This window comes from Cryobacterium sp. PH31-AA6, assembly GCF_030063195.1.
Classification (GTDB): domain Bacteria; phylum Actinomycetota; class Actinomycetes; order Actinomycetales; family Microbacteriaceae; genus Cryobacterium.
Genome location: NZ_JASISS010000019.1, coordinates 1 through 14,761, shown reverse-complemented (window position 1 = coordinate 14,761; position 14,761 = coordinate 1). Strand labels below are relative to the sequence as shown.

Here is a 14,761-nt window from a genome sequence, read left to right as displayed (position 1 = left end):
CATGCCGCTCGACACCGACTACTACGGTGTCTTTGCCGACATTCCCGCCGCCGACCGGGCCTTCTGGGATCGTGCCCGCGGGTTTGCCGAGGAGACGCTCGACGAGGTGAACGAGGCGTGGGACAAGGCCGAATACCCGCTTCACCTCGCCCGTAAGCTGGGCGAACTCGATCTGCTCACCGACGGCGTCGTCGGTCCAGGGCTCACCCCGATGTCGCCGCTGGCGGCCGGCCTGGTCAACATGGAAATCTCCCGCGGCGACGGCTCGATGGGCACCGTGGTCGCCGTTCAGGGCGGGCTGGCCCTGCGTAGTATCGCCCTCTTCGGCAGTGCGGAGCAGAAGGAGCGTTGGCTCGTGCCGCTGGCCCGCGCCGAAAAGCTCGGCGCCTTCGCGCTCACCGAACCCGATCACGGCTCCGATTCGGTCGCCCTCGAGACGACCGCGCGGCGCGACGGAGACGAGTGGGTGATCACCGGCGAGAAGAAGTGGATCGGCAACGGCTCCGTCGGTGACGTGACCGTCGTCTGGGCCAGGGACGACGACGGCAATGTGCGCGGCTTCCTCGTCGAGCAGGACAATCCCGGCTATCACGCCACGACGATCACCGGCAAAGGTTCGCTGCGCGCGATCCATCAGGCCCGGATCGTGCTCGAGGGTGCGCGCGTTCCGCTGGACGCCGTGCTTCCGGGCACCCGCACCTTCAAGGACGCCTCCGTCGTGCTCTTCGCGACCCGCCTCGGGGTGGCCTGGTCCGCCCTGGGCCATGCGACCGCCGTGTTCGAGGCCGCGCTCAACTACTCGACCAGGCGGATCCAGTTCGGCAAGCCGCTCGCCGGGTTCCAGCTCGTGCAGGAACGGCTGACGATGATGCTCTCCCAGCTCACCTCGATGCAGCTGCACTGCCTGCGGCTGGCCGCGCTCGACGACGCCGGCACGCTGCGACCGATCCAGGCCTCGCTCGCGAAGTACCACAATACGAGAGCCGCTCGGGAGATCGCGGCCATGGCCAGGGACATGCTCGGCGGCAACGGCATCCTGCTCGAAAACCACGTGATCAGGCACCTCGCCGACATCGAATCCCTGCACACCTACGAGGGAACGGAAAGCGTGCAATCGCTCCTGATCGGGCGGGATCTGACCGGGATCAGCGCGTTCCGCTAGGGCGATCGTGCCGGTCGTGATGTAACGAGGCGGTTAACATCGGTCGCATTTCGGGTGAGTGGCGGGGGAACGGACGTAGCCTTTCTTTCAACATTCCGGCCTCGCCCCGGTCTCCGAGACTGCTCGGGTGCCGGGCGAGTGCGAGTGCCGGTCCGCCGCCAGCAGCGGGCCAGCTCCTGTACCACCGCAACCGAACAAGTTCCCCGCACCAACGCCGGTAACGGCGCTGGCTCCAGGTGCGACCGAGCGAGAGACACAGTGCCATGACCGACGACGAACTCCTGCTCGAAACCGATTACACCAGCTACGCGAACTCCTGCCGCGATCCGCACATCGCCCCGGGAGAAGACCTGGTGGAATGCCGCAGGCAGCGCGGCCACGCCGACGCCCACGCCACCCGCGCGGGTGCGCGCGCCCTGCGTTGGCTCGCCGAGCACACCCACCAGCCGCTTTCGGCCTGAGTCCGGGCGGGCGTAGTCAGGCGGCGCCCACGGCCCAGGGATGCTCTTCCCTGGTGTCCGCGGATTCGGCCAGCTCGCAATCAGACTCGTGCACCACCTCCGGCCAGGAAATCTGGTGGGCGTCGTCGATCACGGCCGTGCCGTACACCCCGCACGACCGGCAATAGGCGAGCAGTACCCAATCGCGATCCTTCATGGTGTCCATGATTACTCCTGGCCCAGGGGGCTCACAATCCCCTTTTGCAGTGAATCTCCGGCAAGATTCCGGTGAATCGCCGCCAGGCAGGGAGCGCCGCGGCCGAACGGGGGTCGCGCGACGGCCGCCCGGTTAGGGTGGAGGAGGCACGATCGACGGCAACTTCGACGTGCTCACGCTTAATGAGCTGAGCTCGACGAACAAAGGTCCACCATGCAGACGAACGATTCCGCCCTTCCCCGCATCCGCGCCATGATCAGAAGCGATGGCACGGGTGAGCTGACCATCGATGGCGAGGTCCAGCAGATCACGGCCGCAGACGAGGCCGGCGTCCGCGAGGAAATCATCAACCGGGTTGCGGCGACTGCTCGCACCATCGGGCGCCCCGTGCGGCTCACCGCGGAGGATGAGCAGGGCCAGTCGCCGTTGATCGTGCATCCGGACGGAGACGTCGACGCGGACGGCGACTTCATCCCGGCGTCAGCCCTGCCGAGTGCGGACGCCTTGTCCAGCGCGGACGCGTTGTCCAGCGCGGACGCGTTGTCCAGCGCGACCCGGCCGCTCATCACGACACCGGAGGCGCCGCGCACGATCAGCGACCACCTGGGCTTCGCGGCGGCATCCACCGAGCCTGACCCCGCCGCCGCCGCCGATCAGGCCCGGCCCGCCGCCGAGGTGGTCCCGCCGGTCGCGAACGCCCAGACCGGACCGTTCGAGAGCCTCGTCTTCGACCGCGCCTTCGATCTGGACGCCGACGACGAGTCGGACGAGCCGGTGGATGGCGTGTCCGCCGTCGCTCCGGTGTCCGCCGCCGTGGGGGGCACCCCGGCCTCGGCAGGCCCGAACCTGTCGGATTTCATGAGCTCACGACCGCCCGCGGTGGCCGGGCCGGCCCAGCAGGGCTGGCAGGGCGCGGTGCGCCGGGTGTCCGGCGGCCTGGTCTCGCCCGGACCCGGCAGCGTCGAACGCTCGCGCCGGTCGGCGGTTGCGTCCGTGCAGCGAAGCCTGATCGGCCCGCGCACCATCGTCGTGCTGAACCCGAAGGGTGGCGCGCACAAGACCACGGCCACGCTGCTCATCGCGGCGACCTTCGGCATCCATCGGGGCGGGTACACGCTCGCCTGGGACAACAACGAGACGATGGGAACGCTGGGCGTGCGGGCGCAGAGCGCGCATCACACCAACACCGCCGTAGACCTGCTGCGCGACCTGGAGGACTTCGCCTATTCCAGCTCGGCCCGGGTCGGCGACCTCGACAACTATGTGCGCAACCAGGGTGACGCTCGCTTCGACGCCCTCGCCTCCGACCTCGACCCGGCAGGAGCTGCCAGCATCGACGACGTGGCCTTCGGCAAACTCCACGCCGCGCTCAGCCGCTTCTACCGGGTGCTGATCATCGACACCGGCAACAACATGCGTGCCTCCAACTGGGAAGCGGCCGTCGAGACCGCCGACCAGCTCGTCGTGGTCTCGACCATCAGGGAAGACACGGCGTATGGAGCGGCATCCTTGCTCGACGGGTTGCGGTTGAAGGGCCACGGCGAGAAGGTCGCCCAGGCGGTGACGATCCTCGCCTCGCCGGCCAAGACCGCTGACCGGGCGCTCTCCCGGCGCCTGCATGACCACTTCAGCCAGCTCACCCGAGCCGTCGTCGACGTTCCGTATGACCCGGCGCTCGTCGCGGGCGGGCCGCTGAACATCGACGCTCTCGCGCCGCGCACCCGCGAGGCCTGGCTCTTCGCGACCGCGGCGATCGCCGAAGGACTCTAGCCAACGGCACCCCCGCCGGGGGCTGTCACAGCAACCACGGATTTCGACAGGCCATACTGATCGAGGCCCATTGTCGAACAGAGAGATCAGCGTGCGTAAACTCCCCGTATTCATTTCCGTTGCCACAGTGGCCGTTCTCGCACTCTCCGGGTGCAGCGGTTCCCCGTCGGCCGAGTCAACCTCTGCTGCGTCGGCGCTCTCCTGCACCGACTCGGGAAAGAGCTCGGACGCCGTCAAGGTGACCGGCAAGATCGACGCCGAGCCCACCGTCAAGTTCACCTCACCGCTGACGGCGAAGACCACCGAGCGCACCGTGGTGACCAAGGGCAAGGGTGCCGCAGTCAAGGACGGCGAAGCCGTCGAAATCGCCTACACCGCGTACAACGCCGAGACCGGGGCGAAGCTGAACGGCGGCGGCTACGGTGACGCGGCCGGACTCACCGTGACGGTCGCCAAAACCGCCAGCATCATCCCCGGCATCCTCAAAGGCATCGCCTGCTCCAGCGTGGGCTCGCGCATCGCCGTCGTCGTGCCGCCCGAAGATGCCTTCGGCACCAAGGGAAACACAGACCTCAAGGTCGCCGCGACCGACAACATCATCTTCGTCATCGACGTGAAGAGCAAGGTCGCGACCCGCGCCAACGGTAAGGACCAGAAGCCGGAGGACGGCTTCCCGGCCGTCACCCTCGCCAAGGACGGCACGCCGACCGTCAAGGTGCCGAAGACCGACGCCCCGACCGAACTCAAGACCGAGGTGCTCAAGAAGGGCGACGGCGGCCTCGTCGTAGACGGTGCGACCGTGACCGTGCAGTACACCGGCGTCATCTGGGGAACCGGCAAGGTCTTCGACCAGAGCTGGGGCAAGGGTGGCCCGGCCACGTTCGCCACGAGCAACGTCGTCCCCGGCTTCGCCCAGGGCCTGATCGGCCAGACCGTCGGCTCCCAGGTCGTCATCGTGATCCCGCCGGCGCTCGGCTACGGCGAGACCGGAAACACGACGGCCGGGATCTCCGGAACCGACACCCTGGTCTTCGTGGTCGACATCCTCGCCTCCGCGTAACGATCGGCTCCGCCGCCGGGTCCACTGTCGAAAGGGTTGCGCGCCGATGCAACGCACCATGTTCAAGTCCAAGATTCACCGCGCCACCGTGACGCAGTCCGATTTGCACTACGTCGGCTCGCTGACGGTCGACCTGGATCTGCTCGACGCGGCCGATCTGCTCCCCGGTGAGCTGGCAAGCATCGTCAATGTCAACAACGGGAGCCGCTTCGAGACCTACCTGATCGCGGGCGAGCGGGGCAGCGGGGTGATCGGCGTCAATGGCGCTGCCGCACGGCTGGCCCTCGAGGGCGACCTGGTGATCATCATCTCCTACGCCCAGATGAGCACAGAGGAGGCCAGGACCTACGAGCCGACCGTGGTCCACGTCGACCGGCGCAACCGGATCGTCGCCGTGGACTCCGACCCGGCCGGTGCCCACGTGGCCGGGCTGGTCCGCCCGCCGCTGAGCCGACTCTAGGCGGACTCCTCCGCGACCATCGCGGGCGCGACCCTCGTCCGGCCGGCAGCCGGGTAGCATCCGCGTATCATCGGGGAATGAAACGGACCGCATCCGCGCACCTGACCCTCGAAGCACTGACGCCGGCTCGGCTGGTCCTGTCGGTCGCGGTCGCCGCCGACCCTGGTGAGGCGAACGGCGCCGGCGAGCCCGATCAGGGCCTCACGGTGGTCGAACGGCTCACCGTCACGCGGCGGGGAGCACCCGTGCCGGTGCACGAAATCGTCGACCAGCACGGCAGCCGACTGCATGTCGCGGATGTCCCGGCCGGCCCGGTCGAGGTGGACTATCACGTCGAGACGGCCGGCCAGGCTGCCCCTGAGACGGTGAACGAGGTCGACCTCGTGCGCTATCTGCGCCCCAGCCGCTACTGCGAGTCCGACCGGCTGGGACCGACCGCGTACGCCGAGTTCTCCGGCCTCGCCGGGCTGGACCTGCTCGCCGGCGTGAGTTCCTGGGTCGGGCGACGGCTGGCCTACGTGCCGGGGGCGAGCCTGCCCACCGACGGGGCCGTGCGCACCCTTCTCGCTCGCGAGGGCGTCTGCCGCGACTACGCCCACCTCGTGATCGCGCTGCTGCGGGCCATGGATGTGCCCGCGCGGCTGGTCTCCGTTTATGCGCCCGGCCTGGCCCCGATGGACTTCCATGCCGTCGCGGAGGCCTTCGTCGAAGGGGCGTGGCACGTGGTCGATGCGACCACGCTCGCGCCCCGGCAGACTCTGCTGCGGATCGCCACCGGCAGGGACGCCGCGGACACCGCGTTCCTGACCACCATCGGCGGCGGCGTGCTCTTCCAGGACCTCGCGGTCACCGCCGTCGCCGATGAGCTCCCCCGCGACGACGTCATGGAACTCGTGCGCCTCGCCTGACTCCGCGAAAGTGCACTTTTCGCCCCTTCGGAGCTGGTTTAAGGGCCAAAAGTGCACTTTCGCGGGGCGGGGCGGGGCTAGAGTCCTTGCTCGACCATGGTGACCACCCGGTGGATGAGGGTCTCGGCCCGGTCGCGGCCGAGTGCCCGCAGGGGGCCGTCGATCAGCAGCATGGCCAGGCCGTGCACCGCGGACCAGGCCAGAAATTCGGCTCCCGGACGGCGTTCGGCGGAGAGCCCGCCCACGGCGACGAGCCCGTCGAGTGCGTCGGTGAGCAGTTCGAAGGGGGTGCGGCCGGATGCCCCGGCCCTGGCCGCGCTCGTCGCGCTCTCCAGGTCGGTCGAGGCCGTGAAGGCACTCTGGAACAGGCCGGGCTCGGCGAGGGCGAAGTGGAGGTACCCGGTGCCGACCGCGCGGAAGCGCAGCCGCGCCAGGGCGAGGGCATCCGTCGTATCCGGGATCAGGGCCTGCTCGTCCTCGATGGCCAGGGCCACCCTGGCCTGGCTGGCCGAGCACACCGCCTCGAGAAGTTCGCCGCGGTCGGCGAAATGCCGGTAGGCGGCGCTGGGGGAGACACCGGCCCGACGGGTCGCAGCGCGGAGCGCGACCGCGTTCGGTCCGCCGGCTCTGGCAAGCTCCAGGCCCGCCTCGACAAGGGCGCGACTGAGGTCACCGTGCCGGTAGGTGTCCCGGCCGGCAATGGTCTCGACTGGTGGAGTGCCCATGGTTGTCAAAGCCCGGTCGCCTCGTTACGATTATCAGGTCAATGTGTACGACGTCAACATTACCGCAGCCGGCCGCGTGGCCTCAGCGGCCCCGGGGCTATGGGCCTGGGACGGTTTCCGGACTGTCCGCCCACGTCGCCCCTGACGCATCCCCGCAGCACCCCATCCAGGCAGGCAGACACCCATGACCATCATCGAAGCCAGAGGGCTGACCAAGACCTACCGGTCCAAGAGCGGGCCCGTCCACGCCCTCGCCGGACTGGACCTGTCCGTTCCGCGCGGCTCCGTCAAGGCGCTGCTCGGCCCGAACGGGGCAGGCAAGACCACGGTCGTGAAGATGCTCACGACCCTGATCAAGCCGGATGCCGGCACCGCCTTCGTCGACGGGATCGACGTCGTCGCCGACCCGAAGGGCGTGCGGAGGATCATCGGGGTGTCCGGCCAGTACGCGGCCGTTGACGAGAACCTGACCGGATTCGAGAACCTCGAGATGGTGGGCCGGCTGTACCACCTCGGCGCCGCAACGGCCCGGCGCCGGGCCCAGGAACTGATCGACCTGTTCGAGCTCACGGCGGCGGGCAATCGTCCGGTGAAAGGCTTCTCCGGCGGGATGCGCCGCCGGATCGACCTCGCCGGTGCACTGGTGATCAAACCCAAGGTGCTCTTCCTCGACGAACCGACCACCGGGCTCGACCCGCGGAGCCGAATCGCGCTCTGGCAGGTGATCAAGCGTCTCGTCGCCGACGGCACGACGGTGCTCCTCACCACCCAGTACCTCGAGGAGGCCGACCAGCTCGCCGACGACATCGTCGTGATCGACGACGGCCGGGTGATCGCCGAGGGCACCTCCGACCAGCTCAAGGCCCAGATCGGCGGGCACCGACTCGAAATCGCTCTCGTCGACGCCGCGCACAGCGACACCGCCCGCGGCATCCTCGCCCGGCACGGTGCCGGTGAACCGATCGTCACCAGCGACGGTCGCGGCCTCGAGGTCGCCGTCGACAACGGTCCCCTCGCGCTGCAACACGTGCTCGCGGCACTCGACGAGGCCGAGATCGGCCTGCACGACGCCGGGATGCGTCGGCCGACCCTCGACGATGTCTTCCTCACACTCACCGGCCACAAGGCGGACAAGGTCGCCCAACAGGCCGAGGACGCCGAATTGGAGGCCATCTCATGAGCGTCGTCGCCACTCTCCCGACCTGGAACCCGCTGTCGATGTGGTACTCCGACGGCTGGACGGTGACCAAGCGCAACCTGATCAAAATCAAGCGCTCGCCGGACATGCTCGTCTTCGCCGTCATCCAGCCGATCATGTTCGTGCTGCTGTTCAGCCAGGTCTACGCCGGCGCCATCGCGGTGCAGGGCACCGATTACGTGCAGTTCCTGATGGCCGGGATCTTCGCCCAGACGGTCGTCTTCGGCTCGACGTTCTCGGGCTCGGCGATGGCCCTGGATCTCAAGGAAGGCATCATCGACCGGTTCCGCAGCCTGCCGATGAGCTCCTCCGCGGTTCTGATCGGCCGAACCAACAGCGACCTCGTGCTCAACACGATCTCGATGGTGATCATGATGGGCACCGGCCTCGCGGTCGGCTGGCGGGTGAACTCCTCGCCGCCCGAGTTCCTGGCCGGAATCGGGCTGCTCCTTCTGTTCAGCTACGCGTTCAGCTGGGTGATGGCCTTGCTGGGCATGAGCGTGAAGAGCCCGGAGGTCATCAACAACGCGTCGTTCCTGATCCTCTTTCCGCTGACCTTCGTGTCGAACGCGTTCGTGCCGAGCTCGACCCTGCCGACCCCGCTGCGCATCTTCGCCGAGTGGAACCCGGTGTCCTCCCTCGTGCAGGCCGCCCGGCAGCTGTTCGGCAATGCGGGCACCGCGCCGGTGCCCGACATCTGGACGATGCAGAACCCGATCGCGACCGTGCTGATCGGGATCAGTGTCATGCTGCTCGTGTTCGTGCCGCTGTGCATTCGCAAGTTCGCCTCGATCAGCTCCAGATGACCGCAGCACAACCCACGACAGGGACAGGGAGATCGACATGACAGAGCCACAGACCGGGGCGGGTGTCGGCATCCGCGCCGCGTTCAGCGGATTCGCGGTGCCCGACATCGACGCGGCCCGCGCCTTCTACACCGATACGCTCGGGCTCACCGTGCTGGACGACGAGATGGGGCTGCTCCGGATCCAGCTGCCCGGCGGGGCCGAGGTGATGGTCTACCCCAAACCGGACCACGTGCCGGCCGTGTTCACCATCCTCAACTTCGCCGTCGAGGACATCGATGCCGCCGTCGACGCACTACTCGCCCGCGGGGTGACCTTCGAACGCTACGAGGGCTCCCCCCAGGATCAGAAGGGCATCGCCAGGGACCCGCGCGGCCCGCAGATCGCCTGGTTCACCGACCCGGCCGGCAACATCCTCTCCGTGCTCCAGAATGACTGACGGCGTTCCGTTCACGACCGATCGGCGCACCGGGAAGCTCCGGTCACCACGGAATACCGCCCCGGCCGGGGCCGGGCCGTGGGACGTCAAGAAGATACTCAAGCCGTTCTACGCGCCGACGAACCGAGACTGGGAACTGGTCGAGGTGCCGGCGCAGCGGTTCATCGCCATCGACGGGAGCGGAGACCCGAACACGGCACCGGCCTACGCCCTGGCCGTGGAGGCCCTCTACGCCGTGGCCTTCGGGATCAAGTTCCAGGCCAAGCGTGAGCTCGGGCGGGACGCGGTCGTCGCTCCGCTCGAGGGCCTCTGGTTCGCCGACGACGCATCCGTCTTCACCGGCGGGGCGAAGGCGGAGTGGCACTGGACCCTGCTGATCAGCCAGCCCGACTGGGTGACGGATGCCTTCATCGGCCAGGCGATCGCGGCCGCGAGCGCGAAGAAGAAGCTGCCTGCCCTCGTCAGGGTGCGCACCGAGACCCTGGACGAGGGGCTCTCCGCGCAGCTGCTGCACGTCGGAGCCTACGACGATGAGGCGCCGGTGCTCGCCGCCTTGCACGACGAGTTCCTGGCCGGGAACGGTCTGCGCGTGGGCGGCCACCACCACGAGGTGTATCTCAGCGACCCGCGCCGCACCGAGCCGGCGAAGCTCAAGACGGTGCTGAGGCAGCCGGTCGCCCGGCTGTAGCCGGCCCGGCGGCGGTTCCACTCATACCGGGCGTCGCCGGATTTCGGCCTGGATCAGGAGGGCGAGTTCCCGCAGCAGCACCGTGTTGACCTCGGAGGCCGGCCGGGACGCGGGGTCGAACACGCTGAGCACGCCGATCCGTTCGCCGGATTCGGCTTCGACCGGGAAGCCCGCATAGAAGCGGGTGAAGGGTTCGCCGACCACCTGTGGATGGTTGCGCGTGCGCGGGTCTTGCCGGGCGTCCGGAATCACGAGTGCGCCGGGGGAGCGGACAGCCATGGCGGTGACCGATCCGGCGAGCGGGAATACGGTGGGTGCCTCGCCGAGGTTGGACTTGTCCCACAGACGGTCGCCGTCGACGAAGGTGAACGCGGCGGACCGGGTGCCATAGGAGTCCCGGGCCAGCGCCACGATCCGGTCGAAGCGTTCCTCCGGCGCGGTGTCGAGCAAGCCGAGTTCGGCGACCGCGCGGGCCTCGCTGGCCGGGCTCGTGTCGTTGGCGGAGCCCGCCTCGTCCGGCCCGTGCCGCCCCGGGTGGCCGACCGGCGACCCCGCCCGGTCGCTCGCGGCCGCCGGGTCGTCATCGTGCTCCGCGTCGAGGGAATCCTTCATCCGGTCGGCGAGGTTCTCGGCCCAGACGATGTAATCCGCCGCGGTGCGGATGCGGTCCGGCGTCTGGGACCGCACGGCCGGCATGTCGACATAGTCGGCGTCCGGCCGGGCGGAGCAGACGGACCTGGTCAGGTCGTTCAGGGACCGCGCGTGCGTGGCGCCGAGGGAACCGAGGGCACTGTCATAGGCGGCGATCGATCGAATCGGCTGCACGCCGAGCACGAAGATTCGAGTCGTCAGGGAAGAATCCCTGCGCACCTGGTCCAGGATCGTCTCCAGCTCCCGGCGCCAGACCCGGGTCGCGGTCAGGCCGACGGCGTCGTTCGTGCCCACGCACAGCACGACCGCGTCGTAACGCCACAGCTTCAGCCCGCTGAGTTCTGAACGCGTCGACCGGATGGTGGCCGACGGGCTCGGCACAACGTCGACGTCGGTGCCGCGCCCGGTGCGAGCGGTCAGAGCCCGGGCGAGCGATCCCGGCAGGGCGAGGTCGTGGCTGAGTACACCCCAGCCGACCGCGGGGCCGCTGCCGAAAAGCAGGATCCGATCGCTGTTCACACCGGCGGCGTGAACCTGCGGGGAGTCCCGCGGACGAGGGACGCTGTCGTAGTCGCGCGATTTGGCGGCCATCCAGGAACGCATCACGGGTGCCATCGCCCAGCGGATGACGTCGCCCACTGAAACTCCTCGAGACCGCAATGAAAACTCCAGTTCGGAAATCGTGGAGCCCGCTGAGCTTATATCAGCTCCCCGGCGAGTGCGAGTCGAGGTGTTCCCCTGGTTCCCGGATGCCGTCGGCCGGCTGGTGCGACCGCGCCGGCTATCGGGAACCGCGGCGTTTGCCCTTCTTCGGGCTCGCGGTCGGTCGGGTGCGACCGGGTGCGCTCTGGGTCTTGCGGGACACGGCAGGTTTCGCCTTCGCCGCGGCGACGCGGACCGCCTTCGCCGCGGCCTTCGCCTTGTCGGTCTTCTTCTCCTTCCTGACCTTCTCAGCCGGGAGGGAGTCGATCCGTGAGCTGTCCTTCGTGCGTCCGCGCACGATGCCGATGAATTCCTCGACGTCCTCCGTCGTCTCGCTGGCCAGCCAGGCCAGGGACACCTGGGTCTCGGCCACGTCCTCGACCGGGCGGGACACGACATCCTTGCGGCCGTGCAGCCGAGCGATCGAGTGGGGGACGATCAGGATGCCCACGCCCGCGGCGACCTGTTCCATCGCCTCGTCGAGGTCGCGCAGCTTCGGCAGCGCACGGCGGGTGCCGTCGCGGATCTCGGTCGCCACCGCGCGCCATTCCGGCACGGAGTCGGGGTCCTGCAGCAGGTGATCGTCGGCCAGGTCGGCGACCAGCACACTGTCCTGGTCGGCGATGAAGTGGTTCTTCGCCGCGACGACAACGGGAATTTCGCGGTAGAGGGCGATCAGGCTCAGGTCGGTTTCATCGATGGGCAGTCGAACCAGGCTGACCTGTGCGCGGCCATCCCTGAGCACCTGGTCCTGCTCCGTGGAATCGGTGCGAAAGACCTCGAGAGGCTGGTCGGGTCGACGTTCGGCCCAGATGCGCGTCCACTTGGTGGGAGTCACACCGGCGACGAAGGCAATGGAAAAAGTCACCGGCATCCTCTCTATTTCGGGCTCGGTCGGTACCGACCCGCCGGATCGATACCGCTCTCAGGCTATACGCTTGACTAATGACCGAGAAGAAGACCCAGACCATGAAGCCCGCCACGGCGGCCCAGAAGCTCGGGATTCTGCTCGAAGCAGCCCCGGAAGAGTTCCAGTCCGCGCCGATTTCGCGCACCGAACTGGCCGCACTGGAGGCCAACCCGCCCGAGTGGCTGCTCGAACTGCGTGCCAACGGCCCGCACCCCAAGCAGGTCGTCGCCGCGAAGCTCGGCGTGTCGATCTCCGGACTCGTGCGCGGCAAGGTGACCGAGCCACTCACCACCGCCGAAATCCTCGCGCTCCTCCAGCAGCCGCCGTCCTGGTTGGTCACCGAGCGGGCGACCCAGTTCGAGGTCCGAGAAGAACAGATCCGGGTCAAGGACCGTGACGCCGAGCGTGCCCGCAAGACGGCCCACATCGCCCGCCAGGCAGCCCAGAACGAAAAGGCCGGCAACCGCCGCTAGGCAGTCCCCGCCAGCTCGGCGTACCGCTCCCGCAGGAAGTCGACGATCTCGCCGAGTTCCGCCTGCGAGATGGAGTGACCCATCCCCTCGTAGATGCGTTCGGTGAGGGTGGAATGACCCGGCAGCCAGGCCTGGGTGCGCTCGATCGCGTCCCGGGGGATGACCGGGTCGGCCGTTCCGCGGCCCCAGAACACGGGGAGACGCAGCTCGGCCAGGCGGGCATCGCCCGGGTGCTCGGCGCGGCCGACGAACCCGGAGAGCTGCACCGCGAACGCGAACCGGTCCGGTGCCTGGCGTAAGAGCTGGAGCGCCATCGCCCCGCCCTGGGAGAAACCGAGCAACCCCACCGAGGTGGGCTGTTCCGGCAGGGCGTCGAGCCAGGCCAGCACGCCGGACGCTGCCGCGGTGAGCGCGTCGGCGCTCGGGGCGCCGGGGTTCACCGCCGCGCCGGCCGCGCCGATCGGAAACCAGGCCCAGCCCGGTCCGGCCGACAGCGGCGCGCGAAGGGCCGCGAGCACCGGCTGCAGGGGCAGGTGCGGGGCAAGGGAGAAGAGGTCACCCTCGTGCGAACCGTAGCCGTGCAGGATGAGCAGCAGGGGGCGGTCACCCCGGTCGGCGGAGCCGGCCGACCAGAGCACGGCGTCCCGGTCGATTGCCTCGACCCGCTCGGTGGGGGTTTCTTCTTCGCTGCTGCCCATCTCGGACCTTCCATTTCGGGTCGCGGCGAGGACGCGACGACTGCCTCCATACTTCCACTCCGCCGGGGCCCTTCGCGGCGGCGCTGCCGGGGTCGTGATCGACGTTCCGCGTGGCCGCGCCGCGCATCCGCTCGCCGGGTAGGACAGAATGAACTCATGAGCGTGCGCACCCCTGACCCTGATCCGGACTGGACGCCTGGCCCCGACGGTGTTCCACCGCCGAACGTGAACCCGGGCTGGCTCAGTGACATCGAGCTGGCGGAGACCCGGCGTCGGCTGCCGATCCTCTACATCGAGGCCGTGCCGGTGCGGGTGGACGGCCTCGGCCAGGTCGTCTCGGTCGGAGTGCTCCTCCGCGCCCGGCCGACCGGCGAGATGACGCGCACCCTTGTCTCCGGCCGCGTTCTCTACGGCGAGACCCTGCGCGACGCGCTCTTCCGCCACCTCGAGAAGGACCTCGGGCCGATGGCGTTCCCGCAGCTGCCGACCAGCCCGGTGCCCGTCACGGTCGCCGAATACTTCCCGATGCCCGGCATCACCGCCTTCACCGATGACCGCCAGCACGCGGTCTCGATGGTCTACGTCGTTCCGGTCACCGGCACCTGTGACCCGCGTCAGGATGCCCTCGAACTCACCTGGATGACCCCGATGGAGGCGGCCTCCGAGGCGGTCTCCGCGGAGATGGAAGGTGGCCGCGGCGCCCTCCTGCGGATTGCGCTGGCCTCGGTCGGGCAGCTCCGCTAGGGAGCCCGGCCCGCTTGCCGGGCCGGCGCGCTACTCGGTGCCGGCCAGGGACAGGCGCCGGGCGAGCGAACGGGGACGAACCAGGCGCACCTCGTGCAGTACCTCGCCGAGGACTTCCTGGTCCTGCTCGTGGCCGTCCGGGGCGTAGCCGTTGCGCTTGTAGAAGGAGTGGGCCCGCGCGTTCTCGGCGGCGACCCACAGGTACGACGGCCCGTCATCGATGACGGCGTCGAAGAGCTGCTGTCCGATGCCGGTGCCGTGGTAGGCATCCAGCAGGTAGATGAAGTGGAGTTCGTTCGGTGCCGGCTTGTCGGCGTCGCGCGCCGGACCGCTCCCCGCGAAGCCGACGATCTCGTCGTCGACGAGCGCGGCAACCTGGCGGAACTGCGGCCCCTGTGCGCTGAATCGTCGCCACATCACGGCCAGACGAGCCGGCTGGAGCTGCTCAAGGGCAGCCGCGCTGAGCTGATTGTCGTAGGTCTCGTGCCAGCAGGTGGCGTGGACGAGACCGAGGCTCTCGGCGTCCGATTCGACGACGGGACGGATGAGCGCTGTGGTGACCATGACCCGAGACTAGCTCAGACCTGAGCCGCCGAATAACGAGCCTGCTGCCCTCCGCGCTTCGTGGCTAACTCAGGAAATCTGCGGGCGGCCTGCGTCCATGGCCCGGAATCACGAGCCAGGCACGGATGCCGCGCCGGGATTTCCTG

General features: G+C 68.9%; 18 protein-coding genes. 12 read left to right on the top strand and 6 right to left on the bottom strand.

The features are described 5' to 3' along the window. Position 1: 1 nt before the first annotated feature. Positions 2-1,162, top strand: a complete 1,161-nt coding sequence (locus QMG61_RS12625) for an acyl-CoA dehydrogenase family protein (RefSeq protein WP_283494728.1) — start codon at positions 2-4, stop codon at positions 1,160-1,162. 263 nt (positions 1,163-1,425) lie between these two features. Next, positions 1,426-1,623: a hypothetical protein gene (locus QMG61_RS12620; RefSeq protein ID WP_283494680.1), complete on the top strand. Its 198-nt coding sequence runs from the start codon at positions 1,426-1,428 to the stop codon at positions 1,621-1,623. 16 nt (positions 1,624-1,639) lie between these two features. Here QMG61_RS12620 and QMG61_RS12615 read toward each other — a convergent pair whose 3' ends face one another. Continuing rightward, complete coding sequence (locus QMG61_RS12615) at positions 1,640-1,828, bottom strand: hypothetical protein (RefSeq protein ID WP_283494679.1); 189 nt, start codon at positions 1,826-1,828, stop codon at positions 1,640-1,642. A gap of 204 nt (positions 1,829-2,032) precedes the next feature. Here QMG61_RS12615 and QMG61_RS12610 point away from each other — a divergent pair, with 204 nt between their 5' ends. From QMG61_RS12610 to QMG61_RS12595, 4 genes are all read left to right on the top strand, one after another. After that, a complete protein-coding gene (locus tag QMG61_RS12610) occupies positions 2,033-3,589 on the top strand; it encodes a MinD/ParA family ATP-binding protein (protein ID WP_283494678.1) in 1,557 nt (518 codons plus the stop codon). A 91-nt stretch (positions 3,590-3,680) separates the two neighbouring features. Next, the gene (locus QMG61_RS12605; RefSeq protein WP_283494677.1) at positions 3,681-4,649 is read left to right on the top strand and encodes an FKBP-type peptidyl-prolyl cis-trans isomerase; all 969 of its coding nucleotides are present in this window, start codon (positions 3,681-3,683) and stop codon (positions 4,647-4,649) included. Between the two features lie 46 nt (positions 4,650-4,695). After that, complete coding sequence (gene panD / locus QMG61_RS12600) at positions 4,696-5,109, top strand: aspartate 1-decarboxylase (protein ID WP_283494676.1); 414 nt, start codon at positions 4,696-4,698, stop codon at positions 5,107-5,109. Between the two features lie 77 nt (positions 5,110-5,186). Further along, complete coding sequence (locus QMG61_RS12595) at positions 5,187-6,017, top strand: transglutaminase-like domain-containing protein (protein ID WP_283494675.1); 831 nt, start codon at positions 5,187-5,189, stop codon at positions 6,015-6,017. A gap of 77 nt (positions 6,018-6,094) precedes the next feature. Here the strand turns inward: QMG61_RS12595 and QMG61_RS12590 are convergent, their stop codons facing one another. Next, positions 6,095-6,742 carry a TetR/AcrR family transcriptional regulator gene (locus QMG61_RS12590; RefSeq protein WP_283494674.1) on the bottom strand — a complete coding sequence of 216 codons (648 nt, stop codon included), beginning with the start codon at positions 6,740-6,742 and terminating at the stop codon, positions 6,095-6,097. A gap of 184 nt (positions 6,743-6,926) precedes the next feature. Here QMG61_RS12590 and QMG61_RS12585 point away from each other — a divergent pair, with 184 nt between their 5' ends. The 4 genes from QMG61_RS12585 to QMG61_RS12570 are packed head-to-tail and all read left to right on the top strand — an operon-like array spanning position 6,927 to position 9,873. Next, on the top strand, positions 6,927-7,922 hold the full coding sequence (locus tag QMG61_RS12585) for an ATP-binding cassette domain-containing protein (RefSeq protein WP_283494673.1): 996 nt from the start codon (positions 6,927-6,929) through the stop codon (positions 7,920-7,922). Continuing rightward, positions 7,919-8,746 (top strand): ABC transporter permease, encoded by an 828-nt coding sequence (locus QMG61_RS12580; protein ID WP_283494672.1) that lies wholly within the window; start codon positions 7,919-7,921, stop codon positions 8,744-8,746. The genes QMG61_RS12585 and QMG61_RS12580 overlap by 4 nt, the downstream gene beginning before the upstream one ends. A 37-nt stretch (positions 8,747-8,783) precedes the next feature. Further along, positions 8,784-9,185, top strand: coding sequence for a VOC family protein (locus QMG61_RS12575; RefSeq protein WP_283494671.1), 402 nt, complete (start codon positions 8,784-8,786; stop codon positions 9,183-9,185). Then, positions 9,178-9,873 carry a GyrI-like domain-containing protein gene (locus QMG61_RS12570; protein WP_283494670.1) on the top strand — a complete coding sequence of 232 codons (696 nt, stop codon included), beginning with the start codon at positions 9,178-9,180 and terminating at the stop codon, positions 9,871-9,873. The genes QMG61_RS12575 and QMG61_RS12570 overlap by 8 nt, the downstream gene beginning before the upstream one ends. A 21-nt stretch (positions 9,874-9,894) precedes the next feature. Here the strand turns inward: QMG61_RS12570 and QMG61_RS12565 are convergent, their stop codons facing one another. After that, the gene (locus tag QMG61_RS12565; RefSeq protein ID WP_283494669.1) at positions 9,895-11,163 is read right to left on the bottom strand and encodes a GDSL-type esterase/lipase family protein; all 1,269 of its coding nucleotides are present in this window, start codon (positions 11,161-11,163) and stop codon (positions 9,895-9,897) included. Positions 11,164-11,305: 142 nt separating this feature from the next. Then, a complete protein-coding gene (locus tag QMG61_RS12560) occupies positions 11,306-12,094 on the bottom strand; it encodes a LysR family substrate-binding domain-containing protein (protein WP_283494668.1) in 789 nt (262 codons plus the stop codon). Between the two features lie 77 nt (positions 12,095-12,171). On the opposite strand from QMG61_RS12560, the gene QMG61_RS12555 reads away from it, so the two are divergent. Continuing rightward, on the top strand, positions 12,172-12,609 hold the full coding sequence (locus tag QMG61_RS12555) for a DUF5997 family protein (protein WP_283494667.1): 438 nt from the start codon (positions 12,172-12,174) through the stop codon (positions 12,607-12,609). Here QMG61_RS12555 and QMG61_RS12550 read toward each other — a convergent pair. Next, entirely contained in the window at positions 12,606-13,307 is a 702-nt protein-coding gene (locus QMG61_RS12550) for an alpha/beta hydrolase (protein ID WP_283494666.1), read from the bottom strand. The genes QMG61_RS12555 and QMG61_RS12550 overlap by 4 nt on opposite strands. A gap of 156 nt (positions 13,308-13,463) precedes the next feature. On the opposite strand from QMG61_RS12550, the gene QMG61_RS12545 reads away from it, so the two are divergent. Then, on the top strand, positions 13,464-14,051 hold the full coding sequence (locus QMG61_RS12545) for an NUDIX hydrolase family protein (protein ID WP_283494665.1): 588 nt from the start codon (positions 13,464-13,466) through the stop codon (positions 14,049-14,051). A gap of 30 nt (positions 14,052-14,081) precedes the next feature. Here the strand turns inward: QMG61_RS12545 and QMG61_RS12540 are convergent, their stop codons facing one another. Next, positions 14,082-14,615, bottom strand: a complete 534-nt coding sequence (locus QMG61_RS12540; protein WP_283494664.1) for a GNAT family N-acetyltransferase — start codon at positions 14,613-14,615, stop codon at positions 14,082-14,084. Between the last annotated feature and the right edge of the window lie 146 nt (positions 14,616-14,761).